Origin of the sequence: Psychrobacter sp. 1Y1, assembly GCF_051847395.2 — a bacterium.
GTDB lineage: Bacteria > Pseudomonadota > Gammaproteobacteria > Pseudomonadales > Moraxellaceae > Psychrobacter.
This window is the reverse complement of the sequence record NZ_JBPYDF020000001.1, coordinates 3025162-3050048: the sequence shown is the minus strand read 5'-3', so window position 1 is coordinate 3050048 and position 24887 is coordinate 3025162. Positions and strand designations below refer to the sequence as shown.

Sequence of the window (24887 nt, the reverse complement as noted above, 5' to 3'; positions counted from 1 at the left end):
TTCCTTTTTAGGTATGGAAAACAATCAGACTGATACTATTAAAGTAAAACAAGAAAGGCCAAATAAGAAAAGTGAGGTCGCAATGCTAACTGTCAGATGCTCGGCGTTTGATATAGGTATCACGAGTACATCATCTATAGACTGCTCTTATTTATAGACCTCTGAGGGCGTGTCACGCTTGTTTCCTACGTCAGTGCTAACTGCTTCAGGTTCACGGGTATGTCTCAGCGATGATGTGGGCTGTGTCTACAGCGTTAAATCAAAGCACCCCGACAAGATTGATTGTTATTGCATTATTTTTGATCAGTACTGCTAATGAATCCGTACTGCGAATGGCTATTATCGATAGTTACTGCATCATCATAGACGACTTACAAGATGGGATGCAAGCGTATCGGGAATGACGATGGCAAGTAATGACTGATGTTCGTTAACCGCTCTTTATAACAGTTCTCATTTGTGACGGCTTTTTATAAGCGCTTTCAATCGACGTGTTAATAGAAGAATGCAGCATTTATTATTAGTACTTACCCAATTACTAACCAAACATACCTATCAATAGCAAAAACCTTATATAAATAGTCTTGAGCGCAGACGGGCGATATTGCATGATTAGCCTTCTATGCCGCTGCTTATATAATAGGCGCTACTCTAGACAATTGACATTTGGCATAACTGACAACTTACACGACCGACAACTTATATGACCGACAATAAAAAAGCGTTCTATTACCGACCCAAGACTGATCAATCCAACAGCCCAATGCTGCGTTGGACCTTTGTGACGCTTGGTTGGTTGTTTTTTATCTTGGGTATTATCGGTATATTGCTGCCAGTGATGCCTACAGCGCCTTTTATTCTGCTAGCAGCAGGCTGCTGGGCGCGTAGTTCTCGACGCTTTCATTTTTGGCTGATTAATCATAAATACTTTGGTAAATTCGTCCGTGATTGGGAAGAGAATCATGCCGTTCCGCTTTATGCCAAGTGTTTAGCGACGGTTATGATGGCAGCATCGACAATTATGTTATTTTATCGTTTGCCTGCTGATATGATGTGGATGGCATGGGCGGTAGCCACTGTCTGTAGTGGGGTAGCGATATATTTGTTCCGTTTACCAAATGCCTAAATCCGTTGCAATTTGTGCCAAAATCGGTCAATAAACGGCTCTGGTTACACGAAATATGAGATAAGACTTGCGATACTGGGATGTACCCCTTATAATACGCCCAAGCTTAAGAGCAGTTCTGCACCAAATCATTACCTCGTAGTATTAGTTATAATCCTTCGTTTTAATATTTATCGTTCAGTAGCTATTTGCAAGCGTTACCGGTCACTAGACCATTAATAAATTTAAAAGTAGGATTATACTATGTCAGACGTTCAAAAAGGTACAGTTAAGTGGTTCAACGAAGCTAAAGGCTTTGGTTTTATCGCTCCAGAAACTGGCGCAGACGTTTTTGCTCATTACAGCGAAATCACTGGTTCAGGTTTCAAAACTTTGGCTGAAGGCCAAGAAGTTGAGTTCACTGTAACTCAAGGCCAAAAAGGCCCACAAGCACATAACATCGTTGCTATCTAATTTGTCTTTATAGACAGATAGATGAATAGATGTAGAAAAGCGAACCTTCGGGTTCGTTTTTTTTCGTCTGTGATTTGGTATTTAAGATATGAGTACTTAAGCGAGTAGAAGTCTTATTCGAAAGATTTTAACTAATCATATTAGACCGCGACCAATGCAAAAAGGCCTCTAGCTATTTATAACTAGAGGCCTTTTATGTTGTGCAATGAAGTAATAAGCTAAAAATGAACAGTCGAATTATTATATAAAGCTAATGCCGATATTGATCAGACCACCGCCCAGTATCAACCAACCAAACATAATGGCACCCAATATAAGCGGTCTAACGCCAGCTTGCTTGATCGCACTTAGATGCGTGGTCAGACCTAATGCAAACATGGCCATCGTCAGTAACACATCATCTAGCATCACCATATTGCGTACGATGCTCTCAGACATCGGCACCCATGTATGTATCAACACAATGCCGATAAAGATAAACGCGAACCATGGCACTTTGACTTGTTTGACCCGAGCCATAAATGACGCTGTCTCGTCTTTATTATCTTCTTCTACAGCTGCACTATCTACGGTGCGATCTTTGGTTAGCGCAAACGATAACACAAGCAGGAAAGGCGCGAGCATCATGACGCGTATCATCTTGGTCACGACTGCGGTATCGCCAATCTCAGTATTGATTGCATTACCTGCGACTACGACTTGCGCTACTTCATGGACGGTTGAGCCTGTGTACATGCCGTACTGCTGGGCGCTGAGCCAAGGCTGTAACCAACCAAGATGATAGAGAAAAGGATATAGTAACATCGCGATAGTGCCAAACACCACCACAGTTGCCACTGCAATAGTGACCTTGTGAGCTTGCGCGTTGACGACTGGCTCTGCAGCAATGACAGCAGCAGCACCGCAAATACTTGCCCCTGAGCCAATCAAGATCACCGTTTCTTTATCGACTTTTAACCATCTAGTACCTAACCAATAGGTCAGCATAAAGGTCGATGTTAGTACCAGTGCGTCAGTCATAATCGCTGGCATACCGACGCTCGCAACTTGTGTTATGGTCAGCTTAAACCCATAAAACATAATCGCAAGTCGCAATATCTGACCCTTGGCAAAGCAAACGCCGCCGTTTAAACGTTCAGCGAATTTAGGATAGACGGTATTGCCCAAGATCATGCCTAGCAAAATCGCTAGCGTTAAAGAGGATAAGCCAACAATACGTCCGTTTGACCAGATATCCAAGCTGCTGTCCAACCATAAGCAAAACAAACTACCAATCAGAACAACTACCAATCCCGTCAAGTGACGGTGATTAGGGGTATAGTTGTGAACGGAGTTGCTGACTGATTGGACGAGTGTGTGCATGACGCGGCATCCTATTACTTATATTAAGATAAGCATAAGCTTATGAATAGACAGTATATGCCCGCTACATTTATAATAAAAACAGATTAATAAGATATAAACTATCGATTTTTTAGGTTAAAGCTTATGTTAGAAATAGGTATACCGCGCATAAGCATCAAAAAAGACAAACGTCACGGATAAAACAGCGCAAAAACTGACATAAGGCATCATTGATATCATGAAAAAATCTGTGCAGACAGTGCCAAAGATTACGCTTAAGCAGCTTGCTGTTTTTGTCAGTATTTATCAGACAGGTAGCACCAGTCGTGCCAGTGAGGAGCTGCACTTATCACAATCAGCAGTCAGTAGCGCATTGACAGAGCTAGAGTCTAGACTACAGATGCCGCTGTTTGAGCGCGTCGGTCGCAGGCTCAATCAACATCCCAATGCCCATCCTATTTATATACAGGCACAGGCTATCTTGGGGCAATCACTCACGCTTGAGCATTATCATCAGTATCAAGCAGGACAGATTCATATTGGTGCCAGTACTACTATCGGCAACTACGTGCTGCCATCTTTACTTGGTAAGCTATATGGGGCGCTACCCGATGCCAATGTCGATATGTATATTGCCAATACGCAAGAGGTAGTGAGCGAGGTTGAGCAACTAAATATCGATATCGCACTGGTAGAAGGAATGCCGCGTCCGGTAGATATGAAAGTTATTGAGCAGCACAAATGGCGTACCGATACGCTAGTGATATTTGCCAAGCGTGATAGCAAGTGGCTAAAGGATATAGCTACCTATAGCCAAGACGAGGACTGCTATCAGCTGAGTATTAATCAGTTAGCGCAGTTGCCGTTACTGGTGCGTGAGGCAGGGTCAGGCACACGGCAGATTATCGATGAGCAATTACTAAAGTATCTACCCAATGCAGAAGTGGTAAAGGCCATACATCAATCCGAGGCCATCAAGCACATGGTGAGTGCAGATATTGGTCTTGGTTGTCTATCACAGCACGTGATTGAGACGGAACTGGCGACAGGGACGTTGGTACAAGTGAACGTGGCGGGAATTGATCTATCGCGTACATGGTGGCTAGTCTGGCATAAAGCCCGTCACCAAAGCCCCATTTGGCAAACCTTTATAGATATTATTCAACAGAGTTAAACGATGACTCTAAAATCTATTAGCCATAAAAAAGCGCAGCGTTAAAAGTTACGCTGCGCTTTTTTTGAGATATGCTTTAGATAATATAAGACAATCAAAGCATATTGTTATGCTGACACAGGTTTGTCCAGTCGCACTACAAAGCTATCGCAAGGTACATTGGGCAAGATATTATCTGCTGTCGCGCCACTGATCCATGCAGCGATACCAGTACGCTTATGACGTCCGATGACCAATAGATCGACATCGTGTTTATGACAGTAGCTGACGATACCTTCACTGCTAGAAATGGCCGTCGTGACTTCCGACGTTGCTGCATTTAGCTGATTGCGTTCAAGGAATTGCGCCAGCTTTGCACGTGCTTCTTGGCAGCGTTCATCATCAATCTCATCGTATAGGCTAGAGGCAGGCACCAGCTCATAGCCGAAGCCAACCATGGTGTCTTTGACAATATGCAAAACAGATAGCTTAGAGCCTGGACGGTTTTCAACGATGCGCTTGGCCTTTTGGGCGACTATATCTGCATCAGAGAGTAAGTCGGTAACCAGTAAAATATGTTCGTAACTCATAGCGTCTTCCTCATGTCAGATAGTATTTACTATAGCACTACTCTAGGGCGCTGTTAAGTAAAGCTTGTCGTCTTTAGCAGCGGATGGGAGCGATGCCAATTATTCCAAGACAGGCTGATCAAGTTTCACCACTAAACTGTCACAAGGAGCATTTGGCAAGATACTATCGGCAGTGGCTCCTACCAACCAAGCAGCGATACCATGGCGCTCATGACGTCCAATGATAAGTAAATCGACGTCTTTTTCACGGCAGTAGTTAATGATACCTTTGCTATTAGAGATGGCAGCGGTTACCTCAGAGTTCATCGCTTCTAGCTCGTTACGTGCGAGGAATTGCGCCAGTCTAGCCCGTGCCTCTTGCCACTTTTCACTATCGACATCACCCGAGAGGCTAGAGGACGGCACGAGCTCGTAACCAAAGCGTACCATATCATCTTCAACGATATGCAAGACGGACAGTCTGGCTTCAGGGGAGCCTGCGAGGATACGCTTGGTTTTTAGCGCCACTGTGTCCGCATCGGATAGTAAGTCAGTGACCAGTAAAACGTGTTGGTAGCTCATAAGGTACTCCTAGTTAGTCATTAACTTTACAGTATAGTCAATCCTTTATAAAAGAGTTACGGCGTTAACCTCGCTTGAGGTATCACATATACATCTGCACTCGGTTGCCTTGTAATTCTTTTAAACTGAATTAACTATAGCAGTGCAGGACTTCTTTGTTAAGCGATAAATCCATAATAAAATTGTGGATATTGATGGATTTGTAATTATAAGGCTTTAATGGCTACCCGCGTAGATTACTGTGTGGTGGATTATTACATGGCTGCTGCCTTGACTTATCCATGTCGCAGCCCCACTAATAGCGCTAAGCCAACTCTTTTTTAGCCAATTTATTACTCTATTTTCCCTGATAGTCAGGGCACTATACGCATGATAAGCGATAAGGATAACTATGACGGACACGCCATTTACTGCTGATTTAACCTTGCATCCAGCATTTGAGCTGATTGAGCATCGCCATATTGAGGCGCTATCGATGGATGTGCTGATCAGTCAGCATGTAAAAACAGGAGCGATGCATTATCATCTGGCACACCCAAGTGATGAAAATGCGTTTTTGGTCGGTTTTCGCACCCAGCCAATGGATTCAAAAGGCGAGGCGCACATCTTAGAGCACGTGGCATTGTGTGGTTCGAACAAGTTCCCAGTACGTGATCCGTTCTTTTCAATGATTAAACGTTCATTAAACACGTTTATGAATGCGATGACCGCAGCTGATTGGACGGCCTATCCGTATGCGACGCAAAACAAAAACGACTATTTTAACTTGCTCGCTGTCTATCTGGATGCGTCGTTTTTCCCAAATATCCATCCGCTCGATTTTGCCCAAGAAGGCATCCGCGTAGAGCTTGACGAAAATGATAAGCCGCAGTTTAAGGGTATCGTTTTTAATGAAATGAAAGGCGCGATGAGTGGCGAGATTGATCAGCTATATCATACGGTTGCTCATCATCTGTTCCCAACGACGACCTATCATTATAATTCAGGCGGTGATCCTGCTGATATTCCTGACTTGACGCACACTGAGCTGACCGAGTTTCACCAGAGTCATTATCATCCGTCAAACAGTGTCATCATGAGCTTCGGTAATATTCCTGTTGCCGAGACGCAAGCGAAGATACACGAAGATGCCTTGACTCAGTTTGAAGCAGGCAAAAAGCATGTATCGCGTCCAGAGCAGCGTTTGTCTGCACCAATCAGTGCGGTTGATACTTATACTGCTGACGAAGCGGGCCCAGATCAGACGCATCACGTGGTTGCTTGGTTACTACCATCGATTACTGATCCTAAGCAGCGCTTGGCATTACGTCTGTTAGAGGGTGTGCTGATTGAGCATGCAGGCTCGCCATTGCGTGCTTATCTTGATAGCCATCCACTGGGTAAAGCACCAAGTCCGCTATTGGGACTTGATGACAGTCATTATGAAATGGTCTTTTATACGGGACTGCGCGGCTCTAACCCTGAACATGCCGAAGCGGTCGAGCAGGGCATTATTGATTTGCTGACCGAAGTGGCCAATTCACCAGTTGATGATGAGACAATCGAAACCATTCTGCATCAGATTGAGATTGATCAGCGTCACATCGGCGGCGATAGCATTCCTTATGGTCTAAACCTTATGCTAGAGGGCTTTAGTACCGCCATTCATGATGGCAACCCTATCGATGTTTGGGAAGTAGACGAGCATCTACAGTGGCTACGCGAGCAAGTCGTCGATCCACAGTGGCTACCGAACTTGATTAAAACGCATCTATTGGACAATCAGCATCGCGTACGCGTAACGATGACCCCTGATAGCGAAAAAACAGCCCGTTTGGCAGCAGCTGAGCAGACTCGTTTGGATACTATCGCGATGGATTTGACTGCTGATGATAAAGCTATTTTAAAACAGCAAGCCTTAGATTTGGCTGCACGTCAAGCTGCGCCAGATGATTTGAGCTTATTGCCAAAGGTAGGTCTAGAAGACGTACCAACGGATATCAGCTTTAAAGAAGGCACCCAAAAGCAGGTGCGTTTGAGCGGTCAAGACAGCACGCTATTTGAGTATGAAGCTGGCACCAATGGTATTTACTACTATCAAGTGATTGTTCCACTGACTGAGGCAATCGGTAATGCGAGCGCAGATGAGCTACCAGTCAATGATGTAATCAATCATCCATTGTTGCCTATTTATTTAAGTCTATTGTCTGAGCTAGGTACTGACTCGCTTAGCGCTCATGAGATGCAAGCTAAGCAGGCAGCGCATTCTTCTGGTGTGACCGCGCGTATTAGTCAGCGTACCAACGTCGATGATAGCCAAGCGATTAGCAGCTACTTTGTCGTGGCAACGCGTGCGCTAAATCGCAAGCCTGAAGCGATTGATTTGCTCAAGGAAGTGATGGAGCACAGTATCTTCTCTGAGCATGACCGTATCAAAGAAATCTTGCAACAGCGCCAAGCAGGCTGGCAGTCAAATTTAGCGGGATCTGGTCACTCTTATGCAATGCAAACAGCTAGTCGCGGCATGAGTCGCCAAGCGCAGTTGGAATATGTGCGCAGCGGCCTACCAGCATTAAACGCACTTAAAGATTTCTTGGCACATGCTAGTACAGATGATGCGCAGTGGGATCAATTGGCTACGAGCTTGATGGATTTACATCAACGTCTCATCAGCTTGCCTAAGCATGCCGTTATTATCTGTGAAGCAGAGCAAACCGAACGCTTGAGTAGTTTAATCGTCGATAGCTGGAAAGATAGCCAAGCGCCAAAGATTGCTGAGAATTTGACCAATATTGAGACTAATATCCCAAGCGAGTTTGCCAATCTGCAATTAGATACTGCATTGAATGGTGCGACTGATACAGTCAAAACATTAGAAAACGGGGTAGCGCTTGATGTTGCAGATCTAGCATGGCTAGTACCAACCAACGTATATCACAATGCCAGTGCTTATACTGTACCTGCTGCTGACCATCCTGATACCGCTGCATTAATGGTATTAGCGCCTTACTTACGTAACGGCTATTTGCACAGTGCGATTCGTGAGCGCGGCGGTGCCTATGGCGGCGGTGCAGGTTACGATGCCAACGCTTGTGCCTTTAAATTCTTTAGCTATCGTGATCCACAGTGCGCTGAGACCTTTGCTCACTTTGACGCCAGTATCGAATGGCTATTAAACGAGCCACAAACTGATGAACAGTTGGAAGAAGCGATCCTAGGTATTATTTCGGGTATGGATAAGCCGGGCTCTCCTGCAGGCGAAGCAATCAAAGCCTGCTTTGCAAATCTACATCATCGCGGTGTTGACTGGCAGCGTAAAATGCGTGCGTCGATATTAGCCGTCACGGTTGCTGATTTGCAGCGCGTTGCTAAGCAATATCTGCAAGGGCAAAAGCATGTACGCGCGGTGCTAGCGCCTTACGACAAAGAAGAGGCAGTAAAAGGTCTTGGCTTTGAGGTTTGTAGAATTAAGAGCTAAGACCATTAGGTTTGTTTTTGATTAAAAGTTAAGCACAAAAAAGCCAAGCATCATGCTTGGCTTTTTGCGGTTAGGTAATCGACTAATATCGCTTGATACTCAAATCTTTGCCAATTTTATCTTGATGAATCGGAAATTCTGACAACTCGTTATACTGCTTACGATCAGCAAAGTAGCTTTTTAAAGTACGGCGAATGGCTTCAAACGCCAGTGTATCCCATGGGATATCTTCTTCGCTAAACAGTGCACAGTCGAGACTTTCTGAGCCAATACCATACGCGCCATCTTTTAGATCGGCCAGATAGATAGAGTAGATCTGCCCAATATCTGGTAAGTCATAAATGCAGTATAGATGCGGATTCAGTACGATGGCATCAGCTTCTTCGTAGCTCTCGCGTGCTGCGCCTTCAGCCATGGTCTCGCCATTTTCCATAAAACCTGCAGGTATCGTCCATAGCCCATATTGTGGCTCAATGGCACGGCGGCAGAGTAACACTCTGTCTTCATGTACCACCAGCGAGCCACAGATAACTTTTGGGTTTTCGTAGTGGATATAGTGGCAATTGGGGCATACCAAACGCGGCATATTGTCCGTAGGTGGGATTTTTCGTTCTGCTTCATGACCGCATTGGAGGCAATAGCGCATATCAACTACCTTGTTATAAAAGTTATTGTGTATGATGTTTTTTATAGGTTATAAAACCTATATTCTGAAGTGCTGCTGTCATCGTTTCGAGATAAGTTAGACATAAGAACGGTGAGACAAGTACTACAAGCAGTAGACTGCGTGAACCTGACAATAAACCTAACTTAAATGCATCTGACTTAAACGTACCTGACTTAAACGTACCTGACTTAAACGTACCTGACTTATATAAGATCGACTATATAAGATATTATTCTAAAGAGCAGCTATCGTCTTAAGATAGCACATATTATCGACGGACAGAATCACGATAACAGTAACGCATCATTTCACAGATAGGCTGACTATTATTAGTTAATAGGGCCGTTATTGAGCATTGATAAGCAATGAATCAGTCACATAAATAGCATGCAGCCACTATTATATTGCGCTAGTCTAGTGAGTGTTCAGTAATTATTGATATCAAAGCCGCTAACAAAACGAGTGACCGAGACAAATAAAAAGATTGTTGGTTTTATTTACTAGTCGCGATTTTAATAATAGAAAACAAGAAAGATGCTGGTGATACCGCTTAATAACGATAAAAATATAGGGCAATTATAATGTTATTCCCACCGGAGGCTGTAAGCTTCGATAACCTGTCAGTTGCTGTACCTACTTTTATTCGTCATCCGACGCTTCGTCAATTAGCCGAACGAGTGCAACATGAGACTTTAAATGCGCTGACAAGTCCGGCAATGTACGAGGCACATAACGCCTCTCATAGTAGCCGTGTGTTAGACAGCTTATATCAGACACCGATTGCCGATGCATCAATACTGGTCGCTATTACTCATGAGCGCAGGCCTAAATTATTATTAACACGCCGTGCCGCCCATATGAACAGTCATGCGGGTGAAGTGTCTTGTGTGGGTGGTAAACATGATCGAGGCGATGGTAATAATGTCGTTACCGCATTGCGTGAAGCCTGTGAGGAAACAGCACTACCACCCAATAAAGTCCAGTTGCTTGGCCAGCTACCGATCCAAACTTCAAAAAGTGGTATGAGTGTACGTCCAATCGTAGCACTTATCGCCCCTGGTCTAGTACTCGTACCTGAAGTGGGAGAGATATCACGTATCTTTTGGGCAGATTTAGAATCGTTAGTCACTCAACCAACGGTAGAGTATGAAATTGAGTATAAGATGCAAGAGCAAATGGCTACCATACTGACGCCGAGCTGGCAGGTCGATGGTGAGACGGTTTGGGGACTAACAGGACGGGTAATTGCCAACCTATTAGAAACAGGGTTTGATCGACAGCTCGAATGGTATTACCGCGTAGAAAACAAACGCTGATAAATGTCATCTATTTATAATATAGTCGATTCAATTTAAAAGTAGTACAAGGCAACCGAGTGTAGATGTATATGTGATACTTCAAGCGAGGTTAACGCAGTAATGCTTTTATAGTGGAATGACTATGGTCATCTACTTATAATAATCATCATTCTTTTTCAACCACCAGTTCATATTATCTTGGCGCTTGGCACGGAATGCTTCTAGCTTATGAGCAACGGATGCATTATGCTGCCGTGCAGTATCGAGCGCAAAAAGAATCGGCACTGAAGACAATACGCCAAAGCGTATTTTTGATTTTGGTAAATCTAAGCCATCGCCGATATCATCACCGACTAAGGTGCGAGTCACACTGGCGTTGACCATTTCCACAAAGCGTCCACGGCGATTGTCTTCGCCCATGAGCTGACGGGGTAAATCATGCAAGGCTTTTGCTAGTGGCTGCCCCATCTTAAAATCAAGCTGCTGAATGGATAGGTAGGTATACAGCCATTCCCAGCAGGCTGCTTCATCTTTTGGTAAGCGATCTAAATCAACACCCATCCAATAACTGGCAAGGTTCCATAGATGTAAGATACCTTCAGCTTCTTCTGTGCTAATACGTGCGCCCAGCAGTCGTAGACCGCGCATAATCAGTAACGAGAACTGCAGGTGGGTGGCAATCATGTCGGTTTGATTGATAGGGATGCCCCAATAGTCAGTATTCCAACTGCCGTCAGGGTTATGATGTTGCTCGGCATTTGGTATCACGCCTGTAGCAGCATTGCCTTTACCTTTGAGTAAGTTTTGCCGTACCAAGGTATGTATCTGACGTACTTGGATCGATTGTCGCCAGCCCTCAGAACCAATAGCTAATACTTGCTCGATGGGTTTATTTTGATTGCGTGTGCTCATATCAGGCGAGGGGTGTTCAGACACAGCCAAGATATAGGCATAAGTACGCATCAATCGCGGTAGCGCATCGTGCATCAGTGCACCCGTCTGAATAAGTGGCAGTGATAGGGCAGGGATACTATAGCCTGCCATCAGAGCAACATTACGCAGTAGCCAAATGAGCATCAATGGATAGCGCCGATAGGCAACCGCACCTACCTGGGCAAGCTTTGGGTCGAACCAGTCAGGATGGCTACTAAATTGCTCAGTGAGCGCGTTAAATAATGGGTTGGTTGCAAGGTCATTGTCTACAAGGTCTTTGTTCGCAGGATTATTGTTTGAACTATCGCCAAGAATAGTATGCTGTAAGGGCTTTGCAAATTTTATGTTCTGAGCGGCTAACGCGTCTGCGAGTGGATCGCCAATATCGTAACCTGCCACGATCTCATCAAGTAGAGCAGGCGAGATCGTAAAGTCTTTTGGCAATAGATAACGTTTAATGCGTTTTAAAACCTGCAAATCGCTATGGTCATCGATAGCAGTGGTACGTCCATGACGCTGATAAGTGTTCGATGATTGAGCATTCGATGATTGAAAGTCAGGTTTGTCAGTTGAAGTACTTGCCGTATTGATGATTTTCTTATCCATAGTTATCAAGTACCATTTTCAGAGTGAGGACATGCCTTAGAACGTAAAACTTGCATTGCGATAGCTTCGCATCCCAGTCATTCGTAAAAATTACTGGATTGGTTCAATGAATCTAATTGCTGCTGCGTCTTTTGGATACGGCGTTTAGTATCACGAATCTCATCAGATAGAGATAGCAGCCGTGCACGGGCTTCTTTTTCATTAGAAAAGTCTAGCATTTCACCATTTTCTAGCTTATCGAATTCTGATTGGTAAGTATCTAAGAGGTGATTGTCTTTGTCTAATTGACTGTCTAAGGCGTAATAATCTAGCCCTTTTTGATTAGCCGCTTGCAATGTGTTGGCCATAGCAATTGGACAAACATTGTTTAATTGACGACCACGTCTACCGATGTTATAGGCATTATTGATAGTGCAGTATTGTTGTAGACCAAGTTTACGACCGCGCTCCCATGCTTGGTAGTCGGGGGCGACACTGGCTTTGGCACAGGCTTTTGTATGAGATGCTAATCGGTCTGAATGATAACCTGCCACGCCATCGTTATAGCCGATAGCTTGCCAATCACCGATGAGACATTCTTGCTTGGAGAGTGTTGCACAGCCTGCTAGCAGATAAATACTACCGAACATAGATAACCCTAATGCCAGTTGACGTACAACGCGGTGTATAGGTCGGTACATGGTTAGCTCCGATAGCTGTAATAATTATGATAACGATAATAACTATGAACACAAATAAATGATGCAATTAATCACGTTATATAGTCTAGTCATCGATTGCTAGGTCACTTGTAGGTATCTCGATAACGTACATACAAATAAAATAGAGCAGCTTATAAGTGGGATCAATATTAAGCAGTACCACTATAAGCTACTCTATATCTCAAAGGTATTCATTAATGCGGGCGAGTCAAGTCGACCGATGTACCGCTAGCATTGTCTTTTAAGCTCATTTTTAGCATGATGTAACCTGCGATACCAGAGACGATTGAACCCATGATAATACCCAAGCGCTCATCAAACATAGTGGTGTCGCCAGCGAACGCTAAGCCACCGATGAACAAACTCATGGTAAAACCAACACCGCACAATAGAGCTGCACCGTAGATTTGCTTATAGTCCATACCTTTTGGCATGGTTGAGATACCAAGCTTAAAGATTAACCAGCACATGAACATGACGCCTAATTGCTTACCAATAAATAAACCAGCGGCAATACCTAGCGGTACTGAGTGGAATAACTCAGCAAAACCTGCGCCTTCGAGCGAAATACCCGAGTTGGCAAAAGCAAAGATTGGCAAAATACCAAAGGCGACGGTATTGTGTAGATCGTGCTCTAGCTCTTCAAGTGGAGAGTGCTCAGGATCAGTGCGGTCGAACATTGGGATAAACAGTGCTAGTACCACACCTGCCAATGTTGCATGGATACCAGACTTGAGTACGGCAATCCACATGATCAGACCAATGAGTAGATAGGGCGTGATGTTGGTAACGTTACGGCGATTAAGAACATATAAGAACGGCAAACATAGACCAGCTACTGCCAATGACTCTAACGACAGCTCACTGGTATAAAATAAAGCGATAATCAGAATCGCGCCAATGTCATCGAAGATAGCAATAGAGACCAAAAAGACCTTTAAAGAGTTTGGTACACGATTACCTAAAAGGCTCAAAATACCGAGTGCAAAGGCAATATCTGTCGCAGCAGGAATGGCCCAACCTTTCCAAAACTCAGGCTCATTGTAGTTAAAGAGCAGATAGACAATCGCTGGCATAATCATACCGCCAAGTGCAGCCCCTGCTGGCAGTATTATCTGCTTGACGTTGGACAGCTCACCGATGAGTACTTCACGCTTAAGCTCTAATCCAACCAAGAAAAAGAAAACCGCCATCAGACCATCGTTAATCCAGTGATGAGCGTCTTTGGCAATCGCAAACTCACCAATCTGAATGGCGACTGGTGCATGAATAAAACCTTCATACCAAACATTAAGAGGGGAGTTGGCAATGATCATTGCAGCAATGGCAGCCAATGCTAAGACGATACCGCCTGCTGCCTCAAATTCAAAAAATGCCTTAATCCTTCGTATTGCCATATCATCCTCATTCGCTAAATACAATTTACTAAATAACCTCAAATATCCATCAATGTCTGCGCTACCTATAATTTTGAGGTAGCAAATAGACAGAAACAGTTTCTCATACTCTTATCAATATAGACAACAAAATACGTTGAGCCAGTGCCAACGGTCTACTTTTTTATATTCACAATAGCAATATTATAAAGAGGATTTGACGAGCACAATAGTTGTAAGTCGTTACATCTTTTTAATAAGTCGCTATTTTGCCGAGCATATTCGGAACGTTATTAGACAAATTTAGCAGACTTTGTTACGTTTTTGGCTTTTTTTACGGTTTTATCTTTATAATGAGCAGCGCTGTGCGACGTGTCATTATTTCTTTTGCTAGCACTGGTAAGCTGTCAGCTTATCGATAATGATATTTTAGCCTTATCTCAGAACTCCTTTTCTCTTCTTATCATATTTTGCAGGTCAGTGTCATGGACTTAACTTTCTCGTTAGAGATTATTTTAATGCTTACTGCGGTGGCCGCATTGGCAGGATTTATTGATGCTATTGCTGGCGGCGGCGGGTTATTGACTATCCCTGCCATGCTACTGGCCAATATCCCACCAGTATTAACGCTTGGCACCAATAAACTGCAAGCGGCATCAGGCGCACTAGCGGCGTCTATTACTATGATTAGAAAAGGGGTCGTCAAACCGCAACGTATCAAAGTAGCTATCATTGCCGCTTTTATTGGTTCCGTTATCGGCACCATCGCTGTACAGATGTCACCACCTGACTTGCTCGAAAAGGTGATTCCGTTTTTAATCGCGGCTATCGGTATCTATACATTATTTGCCCCTAGGCTTGGCGAAGTAGAGGCTGCACCGCGTATCTCAGAGAGCAAATGGCAAAAAGTCGTGGCACCGTTGATTGGTTTTTATGATGGTTATATTGGCCCAGGTACAGGTATGTTTTTTGCGCTTGGCAATGTGGCATTGCGTGGCCGTCAAATTATTGAAGCAACAGGTGCGGCAAAAGTATTGAACTTATCGACCAATATCGGTTCGTTAATCTTCTTTATTTTGGGTGGCAACGTACTGTGGAAAGTGGGGCTAGCGATGATGGTTGGGCAAACCATCGGTGCCTATTTTGGCTCACATATGGTAGTTAAAGGTGGTAGTAAATTGATTCGTCCAGTAATTGTACTGGTCTGTCTGGCGATGTTGACCAAATATGTGTTTGGCTAATTAGTTGTTGATAGAACCATATCAACCATGATTACTTACTGGTTATTGATCATAAAAAAACCTCAGCCAACTTGACTGAGGTTTTTTATTTTATGCACTTCTATCTCGCAATCGTGGGTTAGCGGCGACGATCAACATCATCGTATTCACTACCCATGATGCCATCACTAAAGACTTCAGAGAACTCACGCTCATTGTCTTCATCGATATGACCATCAAATACGTCTTTTGCACCAGCGTTAGGATCGTTGTAAATAGCCAGATCCATTTTGCCTTCTGATTTTGCCACGATAGTAGTAACAGCAGCATCACCACCAACGTTTACAGCAGTACGTAGCATATCAAGAATACGATCCACACCCAAGATTAGACCGATACCTTCGATTGGTAGACCCACTTGAGCGAATACCATAGACAGCATGATTAGACCAACACCAGGTACACCAGCCGTACCAACAGACGCCAGTACTGACATCAAGATGACGGTTAAGTATTCGGTCACGCCCAAATCAATGCCGTAAATGTTGGCAATAAAGATGGTCGCAGTACCCTGCATGATAGCCGTACCATCCATATTGATGGTAGCACCAAAAGGAACAGTGAACGACGCAACTGAGTTGTTTACACCCATACGCTTGGTAACCGTACGCAAGGTAATAGGAATCGTCGCGTTTGAGCTTGAGGTACTAAAAGCAAAGATCTGTACTTCACGCATTTTTGCCAAGAACGTCTTGATAGACAAGCCTGAAGACACTTTTAGTACAATCATCATAGTGACAAAGAAGTGGAAGGCCAATGAACCGACTAATACTGCTACGTAGCCAAGTAGCGACCAAATCAAATCTAAACCTAGCTCTGCCATGGCTTTAGTTAATAGAGCAAATACACCGTATGGTGCCAGGTTCATGATGATCGTGACCATCTTTAAGATAACTTCGTTGATCAGTTCTAGGCTCTGCACTAAGCCTTTGGCAGGTTTACCTACCATCAAGATACTGACGCCGATCAAAATAGCAAAGAAGATGATCGATAACATATCGCCATTTGCCATCGCGCTGATGGGGTTCGATGGGATAATGTTAGAGAACACATCAAGTAGAGGCGGCGCTGACGCAGCTTCAAACTCGGCTTCCGTTCCGATATTCATGCCTTTACCGATACCGAATAGCGAGCCAAGACCAATTGCAGTCGCAATAGCGAGTGCAGTGGTTATCATATAAATAATGAACGTTTTGGTACCAATACGTCCAAGTAGGCGAATATCACCAATACCGCATACACCGCAAATCAGTGAGATAAGCACCAAAGGTACGACCAACATTTTTAGCGAGTTGACAAATAGTTTACCAACAATGGCAAGGAAGCCATTGGTGATGTAAGTATTAACAAAGCTACCTTCGCCGTTCAATCCTGAGTAGTTTAGAAATAGGCCCAGTCCAATACCGAGCACCATGGCAACAATAATCTTGCCCGTCAGTCCCAAATTCTTCCACATAATTCATATCCTTTGTGTGCATAACAGCTTTATAGTAAGTGTTCATTAGCCAACATGATTGTACTTATCAGCCTTACTACAAAGCTTGTTATGACTATTAAGTTCCCGTGATTGTCGCTCGATGTCACATTTTCGTGGACAATATAAAAGAATAGTTAAGGGCACTGCAAGATTTTTTTACCATTTTATTCTGAGACGATGATAATTTTCACAACGATGTGCCCATAAAATAATCATTATTTATTCTAAACCGTTTGTTTCTCATATGAAACAAAATATTTATGAAAGTGTTTTTAGTCTGGTTCGGTACTGAACTATCGATGCCGAATTAATCTTAGACAATGGACTTAGTTTGGACTTTAAAGGTTGTCAAATTGCAGCAATAAAAAAAGCCAAACGGTCGCATAGGGACAGTTTGGCTTTCCGGGGCATAAATAGCGCTATACATACTAAAAGTCATGATGACGCTATCTAGGTTAGATGAAGCTTACTTATACTTTATCATCCTCATGTGGTACATGCACTGGCTGCTCTGGATGCTTGAGAGTATCTGCATCAGCACTGTCATGAACCTCGTCAGACGACGTAATATGACGACTGTGATTGTTGCTCATACGCTCACTGAGATGTGACTCAGCGTCGCGGTAACGATGATCTAATGCTTCTGCTTGAGGTTTTGACTTTTTAAAATCTGTCTGGGAAGTGACTTCTTCAACGGTATCCTGTTCGCTTACCATTTCTACATCACCGTCACTCTCATAACCATGGTTGGGGTTTTCATCCCCCGTCTTTGCATCTGTATCTGAAGTATCATTCAGCTCAGCAGTAGCCGGAACATCAGTAGCTAGAGCGTCAGTATCCGCTGCCGTATCACTATCGTCAGACATACCACGCTTATTTTTAGCCTGTTGTTTTAGCTGAGCATAATCCGTCAATTGATGAACCGCGTTTTCAAGCGCATGTGGATTGTCGCGTTCTAGTGCTTCCGATAGATGCTCGTCAAATGTATCGGTCAATAACGAATCAAAGCGCATGGCATTATATTGAATGAGTACTTCTGCTTCTTCTTCAGTAATCCCGCCGTTTTGGCTTGCATATACCACATGGTCTTCAAACGTCAATCCTTCAAAGCTGTCTTGATGCTCTGCCTTTTTGAACTTCTGCCACAATGGTTCGATTTCGACCAACGTCTGATAAGCATGCTCCATACGACCAGTCACATCGTCTGCATCGGTGTTGTAATAAACCATGGTTTTTAGATAATCGCGGAATGGGTTGGCTGCAAAATCATCCATGAAAGTATCGCCCAACTGGCGTTTTAGCTCATCGCTCGCTGGGGTAAAGATACGTCCACTTGGGAAAGTCACAAAGCTGACCACATTGGCTGCCATACGATTCGGGAAGTTAGCAAAGAATGACACAAAGGCTTCTTGAATCGTATACAAGCTGTTTTGTAGCGCAACTTCGGCATGTAAGCGCTCAGATTCTGACTTGCTACCATGCTCATAGAACTGCAAAATAGCAGTCGCAATAAATAGATGACTATGGATATCTGCTAAACGACCAGAGAGCATCTCTTTACGCTTTAAATCTCCTGCTAGTAGTCCTAATGCCATATCAGCAGTTAGGGCAAAGCTCGCACTTAAGCGGTTAATATGTTTGTAATAGGGACGGGTAAAAGCATCTACAAAACTTGGGGCCTTATCGCTACCGCCAATATAACCTGCGACAAAAGCTTTTGCACCACGGTTAAACGTATAGCCTAAATGGTTAAAGAAAAGGGTATCGAATTTTTCAGTGGCAGCCGCTTTATCTTCGCTTTGTAGTAACTGAAGCTCGTCGAATAAATAAGGATGACAACGCATCGCACCTTGACCAAAGATCATGAGAGAGCGGGTCAAAATGTTGGCGCCTTCGACAGTGATGGAAACAGGAATCGCTTGATAAGGTGTCGCTAAGAAGTTACGCGGACCCATTTGCACAGCACGACCACCGACCACATCCATACCGTCGTTGACGACGCTACGCATGGTTTCAGTCGCATAGTATTTGGCCATGGCAGTCATAACAGATGGCGTACCACCTTGGTTTAATCCGCAAGTAACCAAATGACGGAACGCTTCTAACATATAAGTGTTACTTGCCATACGGCTAGTAGCGTCCTGTACACCTTCAAATTTACCTACTGATATCTTGAACTGTTCGCGAACTTTGGCGAATGCACCGACAGATAGGTAAGTCATTTCACTGGCTGATGTCGATAGAGCTGGCAGAGAGATACCACGTCCAACGCCCAAGCATTCCATCAGCATACGCCAGCCACGACCAGCGTTCTCAACACCGCCGATGATGTAATCTAATGGAATAAAGACGTCTTTGCCATCGACCGTACCATTCATAAATGGTGAGCCGATTGGATTATGACGTGGCCCTGTTACAACACCTTCGTGATTAGCTGGAACGAGGGCACAGGTAATGCCGTAATCGGTTTTTTGAGGATTGCCAAGTAGACCTTCAGGATCGTGCATTTTAAATGCTAAACCAACGACAGTGGCGACAGGTGCTAGGGTAATCCAACGTTTAGAGAAGTTCATGCGTAAGCCAAGCACTTGCTTACCTTCGTGCATACCGTAGCAGACTACACCTGTATCAGGAATGGCACCTGCATCAGAGCCAGCTTCAGGGCCAGTCAAACCAAAGCAAGGTACTTCATCACCTTTGGCAAGACCTGGCAACCAGTGCTGCTTTTGTTCGTCTGTACCGTAATGCATCAATAGCTCACCAGGGCCGAGCGAGTTGGGAACCATACAGGTTACAGCGGCAGTCGGCGAGCGCGAAGCAATCTTGCTCATTACACGACTTTGCGCATAAGAGCTAAATTCTAAGCCGCCAAATTCTTTTGGAATGATTAAACCTAAGAAACCATTACTTTTGATAAATTGCCATGCCTCAGGTGATAGATTTTTATCTTTATGCTGGATTTGCCATTCATCAAGCATGGCACATAAGGTTTCTACTTCATTATCGATGAAACTTTGCTCTTCTTCCGAAAGCTGCGGATAAGGATAATTGGCAAAGGTATCCCAATTCGGCGCACCCATAAACAGCTCTTTTTCCCACCAACTAGTACCCGCATCAAGTGCTTCACGCTCCGTATCACTCATACTCGGCATCGCACCGCCCAGCGCCTTATAAACAGGTTTAGTGATTAACGATTGGCGAAGCGGTGCAATGAGTAAGACCAAGCACAGTAATGCCATTGGTATACCCAAAATGAGCGACCATGGGCTGATAATTGCGGTAACGATAACCGTAATCAGGGCGACGATGCTACCGGTGACCCGTGATAAGGACAACAAAAAGATGGCCAAGACCACGGCTAACTGAATGATGACTGCCAAAATAAACAAGCCAATTGCCATGACTATCTCCTTTAAAGCGCTGAATAAAAAATGCGAAAAGTACGTGAATGAAAGAGCTAACTATAATTGTTTTTCGTCTTGCCATTCACTGTCTTACAAGTAAATCGAATGATTTGTTAATCCATAAATGCTCGGTTTTACGTCTCTTAAGTACTAGTATTAACGGTCTAGTAAGTAATTGACAAATAAATGACAAGAATGGCTACTAATATGAAACAGTTGTCGATAACTATCAAGAGCCAAAATGCTACGCTCTGTCGATGATATGTATCAAACATAATTGTTTGCAGGTTAATCATATGTCTAGTTGGAACACGTAGCTAGCTATTATCGAAAACTAGCCAAAGAGCTAACCAAAAGGGGAAAGGCAGCTTTCGGCATAAGACAAAGTGTCGTTACGTCCGACGATAATGTGATCGACAAGCGAGATATCTAACAGGTCACAGGCTTTTTTTAGCTCATAGGTCAGTAAGTTATCAGCGGTCGATGGCTTGGCATCGGTATGAGGATGATTGTGGGCGATGATAAGTTGGCTAGCAGCGTGGCTTAGTGCATGCCGCAGTACGTGCTTGATGCAGACAGAACATGATGAGATGCCACCCGTGAATAATATCTCAAAGTTTAAAAGGTTCAACGCATTATCGAGACAAAGTACGGCAAACACTTCCCGATGCTCGCCGCGCAACTGGGTACTGATATAGTCTTTGACCGCTTGTGAGCGGCCAAGTGCTTGCCCAGTTTTGAGTTGACTGTCCAGATAGCGCGTACCCATCTCAAGTGAGGCTAATATTTGGGCGTACTTTGCAGGTCCCATACCATGGCAGGCAAGAACCGTCTTTTGAGGGGCGGCTAATAGCTCGGCTAAGCTACCAAACTGATCAATCAAATGCCGCGCTAATTCAATCGCTGATTGAGACTGAGTGCCGGTGCGCAAAAATATGGCCAGTATCTCGGCATCAGACAAATGAGCTGCACCAAATTTTAAAAGTTTTTCGCGTGGCCTGTCATCCTCATGCCAGTCTTTGATCGCCATTGTCACTCCTTGAAAATGGGTTGATACTCGTTATCTGAGATAGATACGGAAAATCTTACCCAATTTATCTCATAATTGTTACTATAAGCGCAATTTTATCTTTTCACTTTTTTGTTGATGCCACGCTTATGTCCAATATTGTGCTTGCTATTACTGGCGGTATCGCCGCTTATAAATCTGCTATATTTGCCCGCTTGTTAGTCAAGGCAGGCTTTGATGTGCGCGTTATCATGACGACGGGTGCACAAGCATTTATCACACCGCTGACGCTACAAGCGTTGACTGGTAACGAAGTGCATGTCTCGTTGCTCGATGAGCAAGCAGAGGCAGGCATGGGGCATATTGAGCTGGCCAAGTGGGCCGACTTAATCGTGATTGCACCTGCTTCAGCCAACACGCTTGCGCGTCTGGCCATGGGTATGGCTGATGATCTATTGACCACAGTGTGTCTTGCCACTACTGCGCCTGTCATTATTGCTCCTGCCATGAATCAGCAGATGTGGGCGCATCCAGCAGTCAATCTAAACGTGCAAACGTTGCGCGATATGAATTATCAAATTATCCAACCAGCTAGCGGTGAGCAAGCGTGCGGTGATGTCGGAGCAGGGCGATTGCCTGAGCCTGAGCAGTTATTGGATGAGGTGTTACTGTTCATAGCGATGAATACGACGCCGCAATTGCTAGCAGGCAAAAGAGTGGTCATTACTGCAGGTCCAACAGTAGAAGCGATTGACCCTGTGCGTTATCTGTCTAATCACTCTTCAGGAAAAATGGGCTTTGCATTGGCGCGCGCCTGTGTGGCTGCTGGTGCAGACGTTGTATTAATCGCTGGTGGTAAAGTGGCATTGCCCACGCCGCTTAATGTCACACGGATCGATGTGCTGTCTGCTGAAGATATGCTGATAGCGGCGCAGCAATGTGTAGATGGCACGCATAGCGAGCTTCAATTGGTCTTTGAAGATGAGCACGACCATTCTCATGATCACACGCATGGTCATTCTCATAACCATTCCCATTCTGAAGAGCATTATCATGGCGACTGTGGTTGCGGTGATGAGCATGAACTACCGCAGGCTTATACTGAACAACAATTCGTAAAAGCAGATATCTTTATCGCCACCGCAGCCGTGGCAGATTATCGTACAGAAGAAGCCGCACCGCAAAAAATCAAAAAAACACAAGATGCCATGACGCTCAGTCTGGTTAAAAACCCTGATATTCTAGCGACAATTTCTCTTGCGCATCCTGCGTTGTTTGTCGTTGGTTTTGCGGCAGAGACACAAGATGTCGAGCGTTATGCCCGTGGCAAATTGGTTGCAAAAGATTTAGATATGATTGCTTGTAATGATGTATCGCGTGCAGATATTGGTTTTGCTAGTGATGACAATGCGATGCAGGTGTTTTTCTCTGAGCGCTATGAGCGTGACGCGATAACGCTTGAGAAGACCAGTAAAGATAAAATTGCTGAGCAACTAGCTAGCATAATCGGTCAAGCAATCGGTCAACGTAAAAATAGTTAAAAATACAGGCGCTAAGTCTGATAGCTAGCATGTAGATAGTGTATAGATATAGACGCTGAGCCTAAAATGGTGTGACCGATATGATGAATGTAGCTGGTAACGATAGCACTCAGATGCTAGTGCTGGCGGTCATTTTTGCGCTTGCCTCACTGCTGCATGGTATTAGCGGACTTGGCGCAACGCTAGTGACGACCACCGCACTTGCTAGTATGTACCCATTGCCGCATGCCATTGTGTTAGTGATTTTCCCCTCGCTAGTCGTTAATGTGATGACATGGCTAGTAGGCGGTGAGCGCACCATTTGGCAAAACTTTATCTACTACGGTAGACGCTATTGGTTGCTTGCGCTTACCAGCCTGCTAGGTAGCATTCTAGGTGCGAAACTATTGCTATGGGTCGATAGCGCTTATATTCTCTTATTGTTGGCCGCGGTCATTGCCTTCTACGTTGTGAGTAGCTTACTCGGCAAACAAATCCGTCTACCAAACACCAAGCCTATGTTGATCGCCGTTGGCTTTGGTGCAGGCGTCATCGGCGGCTCGACCAATGCAATGTCGACCATACTGATGATGTATTTACTGTCTGCTAGTGACGATAAAAACACCATCGCCAAAGTCGGTAACATGTGCTATTTCTTAGGAAAGATTGCTCAAATTATCGTGTTGCGTGAGCCTATCATGGCACTGAGCAGTGGTGAGTGGCAGCTGATTACTTTTTTAAGTGTGCTATCTATAGTGACTCTTTTGTTTGGAATCCGTTTGCGTCGCTATTTACCGCAAGCGCGTTTTCGTCAGCTTATTTTATTGATTTTAATCGTGCTTGGAATACGCGTTGGCTGGCAAGGTATTACCGCATTGTTATAGCTAAAGATATAAGCCTTTTCAGCGATATTTTATTAGACCAATTCCTCAAAAAATATCTGCTGTGCCAAACGAAAGGTATTGCAATGCGCTTCGACCACGTCTTCGATATCTTCTGAGTAGCCGCCACCCATCACGATAGCGACAGGGATATTGGCGGCTTTTGCTTGCTGCAGTACATATTCATCACGCGCCTTGCACCCTGCTTGTGTCAAACCAAGTTTGCCGAGCTTATCGGTAGCGAGCACGTCGACTGCAGACTGATAAAAAATCATATCTGGCGCAACTTCAGCGATTAAACGTGGCAGCGTGTCTTCTAATATCTGTAAATACTCAGCATCGCCAGTATCGTTGTCTAGCTCAATATCTAAGTCTGATACTTGCTTACGAAACGGATAATTCTTTGCACCGTGCATGCTAAAGACAAAAACGCGTGGCTCATCTGCCATGATACTGGCGTTGCCATTACCTTGATGAACATCTAAATCTATAACTAAAATCTTTTGTGCCTGTCCACGATTTAACAATAAATTGCTAGCGATACAAACATCGTTAAATACGCAAAACCCTTCTCCATGACCAGCAAAAGAGTGATGGGTGCCGCCTGCAACATTCATAGCCACGCCATATTGCTGAGCATATAGCGCGCACTCATACGTTGCATGAGCAATATAACGACCGCGTTCTACCAACTGCGGCGTCATCTCAAATCCGATCGCACGAGCAGCCTTGCGCGGCAGTGTTTGAGTCTTAAGCTGATACCAGTATTCTGCAGTATGCGTGGTCAAAATCTCATCTTCGCTCAAGCGAGCAGGGGCAAAGAAGTTATCTTGGCTGATAGTGCCTTCTGCCAGTAGACGCTCAGGAATCATAATGTATTTTTGCATAGGGAAGCGGTGCTTTTCTGGCACGGAATAGCGAAAGACGTCAGAGTAGGCGATTTTTAGCATAAGATTTCTAGCTTAGTATTGATGGTTTTTTGGATAGAAAAATAAAGAGATAAGTATCCGCGATCGTAGATTATGGCTTGATTGAAAAACCGGTTCATCGA

Annotated in this window: 19 protein-coding genes; 8 read left to right on the top strand and 11 right to left on the bottom strand. The window is 44.3% G+C overall.

Annotation, left to right across the window (positions count from 1 at the left end):
• The first annotated feature begins 703 nt into the window (after positions 1-703).
• Both ACS8FA_RS26805 and ACS8FA_RS26800 read left to right on the top strand, forming a co-directional pair.
• Positions 704-1126: a YbaN family protein gene (locus tag ACS8FA_RS26805; RefSeq protein ID WP_101206048.1), complete on the top strand. Its 423-nt coding sequence runs from the start codon at positions 704-706 to the stop codon at positions 1124-1126.
• Between the two features lie 243 nt (positions 1127-1369).
• Complete coding sequence (locus tag ACS8FA_RS26800; protein WP_045453470.1) at positions 1370-1579, top strand: cold-shock protein; 210 nt, start codon at positions 1370-1372, stop codon at positions 1577-1579.
• Positions 1580-1819: 240 nt separating this feature from the next.
• Here ACS8FA_RS26800 and ACS8FA_RS26795 read toward each other — a convergent pair whose 3' ends face one another.
• Positions 1820-2941: a YeiH family protein gene (locus ACS8FA_RS26795; RefSeq protein WP_439266284.1), complete on the bottom strand. Its 1122-nt coding sequence runs from the start codon at positions 2939-2941 to the stop codon at positions 1820-1822.
• Positions 2942-3161: 220 nt separating this feature from the next.
• Between ACS8FA_RS26795 and ACS8FA_RS26790 the strand changes: the two genes are divergently transcribed.
• Positions 3162-4097, top strand: a complete 936-nt coding sequence (locus ACS8FA_RS26790; RefSeq protein ID WP_439266286.1) for a LysR substrate-binding domain-containing protein — start codon at positions 3162-3164, stop codon at positions 4095-4097.
• Between the two features lie 107 nt (positions 4098-4204).
• Here the strand turns inward: ACS8FA_RS26790 and ACS8FA_RS26785 are convergent, their stop codons facing one another.
• Both ACS8FA_RS26785 and ACS8FA_RS26780 read right to left on the bottom strand, forming a co-directional pair.
• The gene (locus ACS8FA_RS26785) at positions 4205-4666 is read right to left on the bottom strand and encodes a universal stress protein (RefSeq protein ID WP_057761630.1); all 462 of its coding nucleotides are present in this window, start codon (positions 4664-4666) and stop codon (positions 4205-4207) included.
• A gap of 99 nt (positions 4667-4765) precedes the next feature.
• Positions 4766-5227 carry a universal stress protein gene (locus ACS8FA_RS26780; protein WP_439266289.1) on the bottom strand — a complete coding sequence of 154 codons (462 nt, stop codon included), beginning with the start codon at positions 5225-5227 and terminating at the stop codon, positions 4766-4768.
• Between the two features lie 391 nt (positions 5228-5618).
• Between ACS8FA_RS26780 and ACS8FA_RS26775 the strand changes: the two genes are divergently transcribed.
• Positions 5619-8684, top strand: coding sequence for an insulinase family protein (locus ACS8FA_RS26775; protein ID WP_439266291.1), 3066 nt, complete (start codon positions 5619-5621; stop codon positions 8682-8684).
• Between the two features lie 82 nt (positions 8685-8766).
• On the opposite strand, the gene ACS8FA_RS26770 is transcribed toward ACS8FA_RS26775, so the two are convergent.
• Entirely contained in the window at positions 8767-9330 is a 564-nt protein-coding gene (locus ACS8FA_RS26770) for an NUDIX hydrolase (RefSeq protein WP_101206043.1), read from the bottom strand.
• Between the two features lie 602 nt (positions 9331-9932).
• Between ACS8FA_RS26770 and ACS8FA_RS26765 the strand changes: the two genes are divergently transcribed.
• A complete protein-coding gene (locus tag ACS8FA_RS26765; RefSeq protein WP_439266293.1) occupies positions 9933-10667 on the top strand; it encodes an NUDIX hydrolase in 735 nt (244 codons plus the stop codon).
• A gap of 132 nt (positions 10668-10799) precedes the next feature.
• Here the strand turns inward: ACS8FA_RS26765 and ACS8FA_RS26760 are convergent, their stop codons facing one another.
• The 3 genes from ACS8FA_RS26760 to nhaA form a co-directional block, all read right to left on the bottom strand.
• Positions 10800-12188 carry an oxygenase MpaB family protein gene (locus ACS8FA_RS26760; protein ID WP_439266295.1) on the bottom strand — a complete coding sequence of 463 codons (1389 nt, stop codon included), beginning with the start codon at positions 12186-12188 and terminating at the stop codon, positions 10800-10802.
• 77 nt (positions 12189-12265) lie between these two features.
• Entirely contained in the window at positions 12266-12868 is a 603-nt protein-coding gene (locus ACS8FA_RS26755) for a DUF2799 domain-containing protein (RefSeq protein WP_439266297.1), read from the bottom strand.
• Between the two features lie 215 nt (positions 12869-13083).
• Entirely contained in the window at positions 13084-14286 is a 1203-nt protein-coding gene (gene nhaA, locus ACS8FA_RS26750) for a Na+/H+ antiporter NhaA (RefSeq protein WP_102091810.1), read from the bottom strand.
• A 464-nt stretch (positions 14287-14750) separates the two neighbouring features.
• On the opposite strand from nhaA, the gene ACS8FA_RS26745 reads away from it, so the two are divergent.
• Entirely contained in the window at positions 14751-15506 is a 756-nt protein-coding gene (locus ACS8FA_RS26745; RefSeq protein WP_101206038.1) for a TSUP family transporter, read from the top strand.
• Positions 15507-15624: 118 nt separating this feature from the next.
• Here the strand turns inward: ACS8FA_RS26745 and ACS8FA_RS26740 are convergent, their stop codons facing one another.
• The 3 genes from ACS8FA_RS26740 to radC all read right to left on the bottom strand — a co-directional run bounded on the left by ACS8FA_RS26740 (position 15625) and on the right by radC (position 21456).
• A complete protein-coding gene (locus tag ACS8FA_RS26740; RefSeq protein ID WP_296208158.1) occupies positions 15625-17001 on the bottom strand; it encodes a dicarboxylate/amino acid:cation symporter in 1377 nt (458 codons plus the stop codon).
• Between the two features lie 491 nt (positions 17002-17492).
• Entirely contained in the window at positions 17493-20423 is a 2931-nt protein-coding gene (locus tag ACS8FA_RS26735; RefSeq protein WP_439266300.1) for an acyl-CoA dehydrogenase, read from the bottom strand.
• 349 nt (positions 20424-20772) lie between these two features.
• Positions 20773-21456 (bottom strand): RadC family protein, encoded by a 684-nt coding sequence (gene radC, locus ACS8FA_RS26730; protein WP_165597972.1) that lies wholly within the window; start codon positions 21454-21456, stop codon positions 20773-20775.
• Positions 21457-21584: 128 nt separating this feature from the next.
• On the opposite strand from radC, the gene coaBC reads away from it, so the two are divergent.
• The gene (gene coaBC / locus ACS8FA_RS26725; RefSeq protein ID WP_439266302.1) at positions 21585-22976 is read left to right on the top strand and encodes a bifunctional phosphopantothenoylcysteine decarboxylase/phosphopantothenate--cysteine ligase CoaBC; all 1392 of its coding nucleotides are present in this window, start codon (positions 21585-21587) and stop codon (positions 22974-22976) included.
• 80 nt (positions 22977-23056) lie between these two features.
• The gene (locus ACS8FA_RS26720; protein WP_439266304.1) at positions 23057-23839 is read left to right on the top strand and encodes a TSUP family transporter; all 783 of its coding nucleotides are present in this window, start codon (positions 23057-23059) and stop codon (positions 23837-23839) included.
• Between the two features lie 32 nt (positions 23840-23871).
• On the opposite strand, the gene ACS8FA_RS26715 is transcribed toward ACS8FA_RS26720, so the two are convergent.
• On the bottom strand, positions 23872-24786 hold the full coding sequence (locus ACS8FA_RS26715; protein ID WP_101206032.1) for a histone deacetylase family protein: 915 nt from the start codon (positions 24784-24786) through the stop codon (positions 23872-23874).
• Positions 24787-24887: the final 101 nt, after the last annotated feature.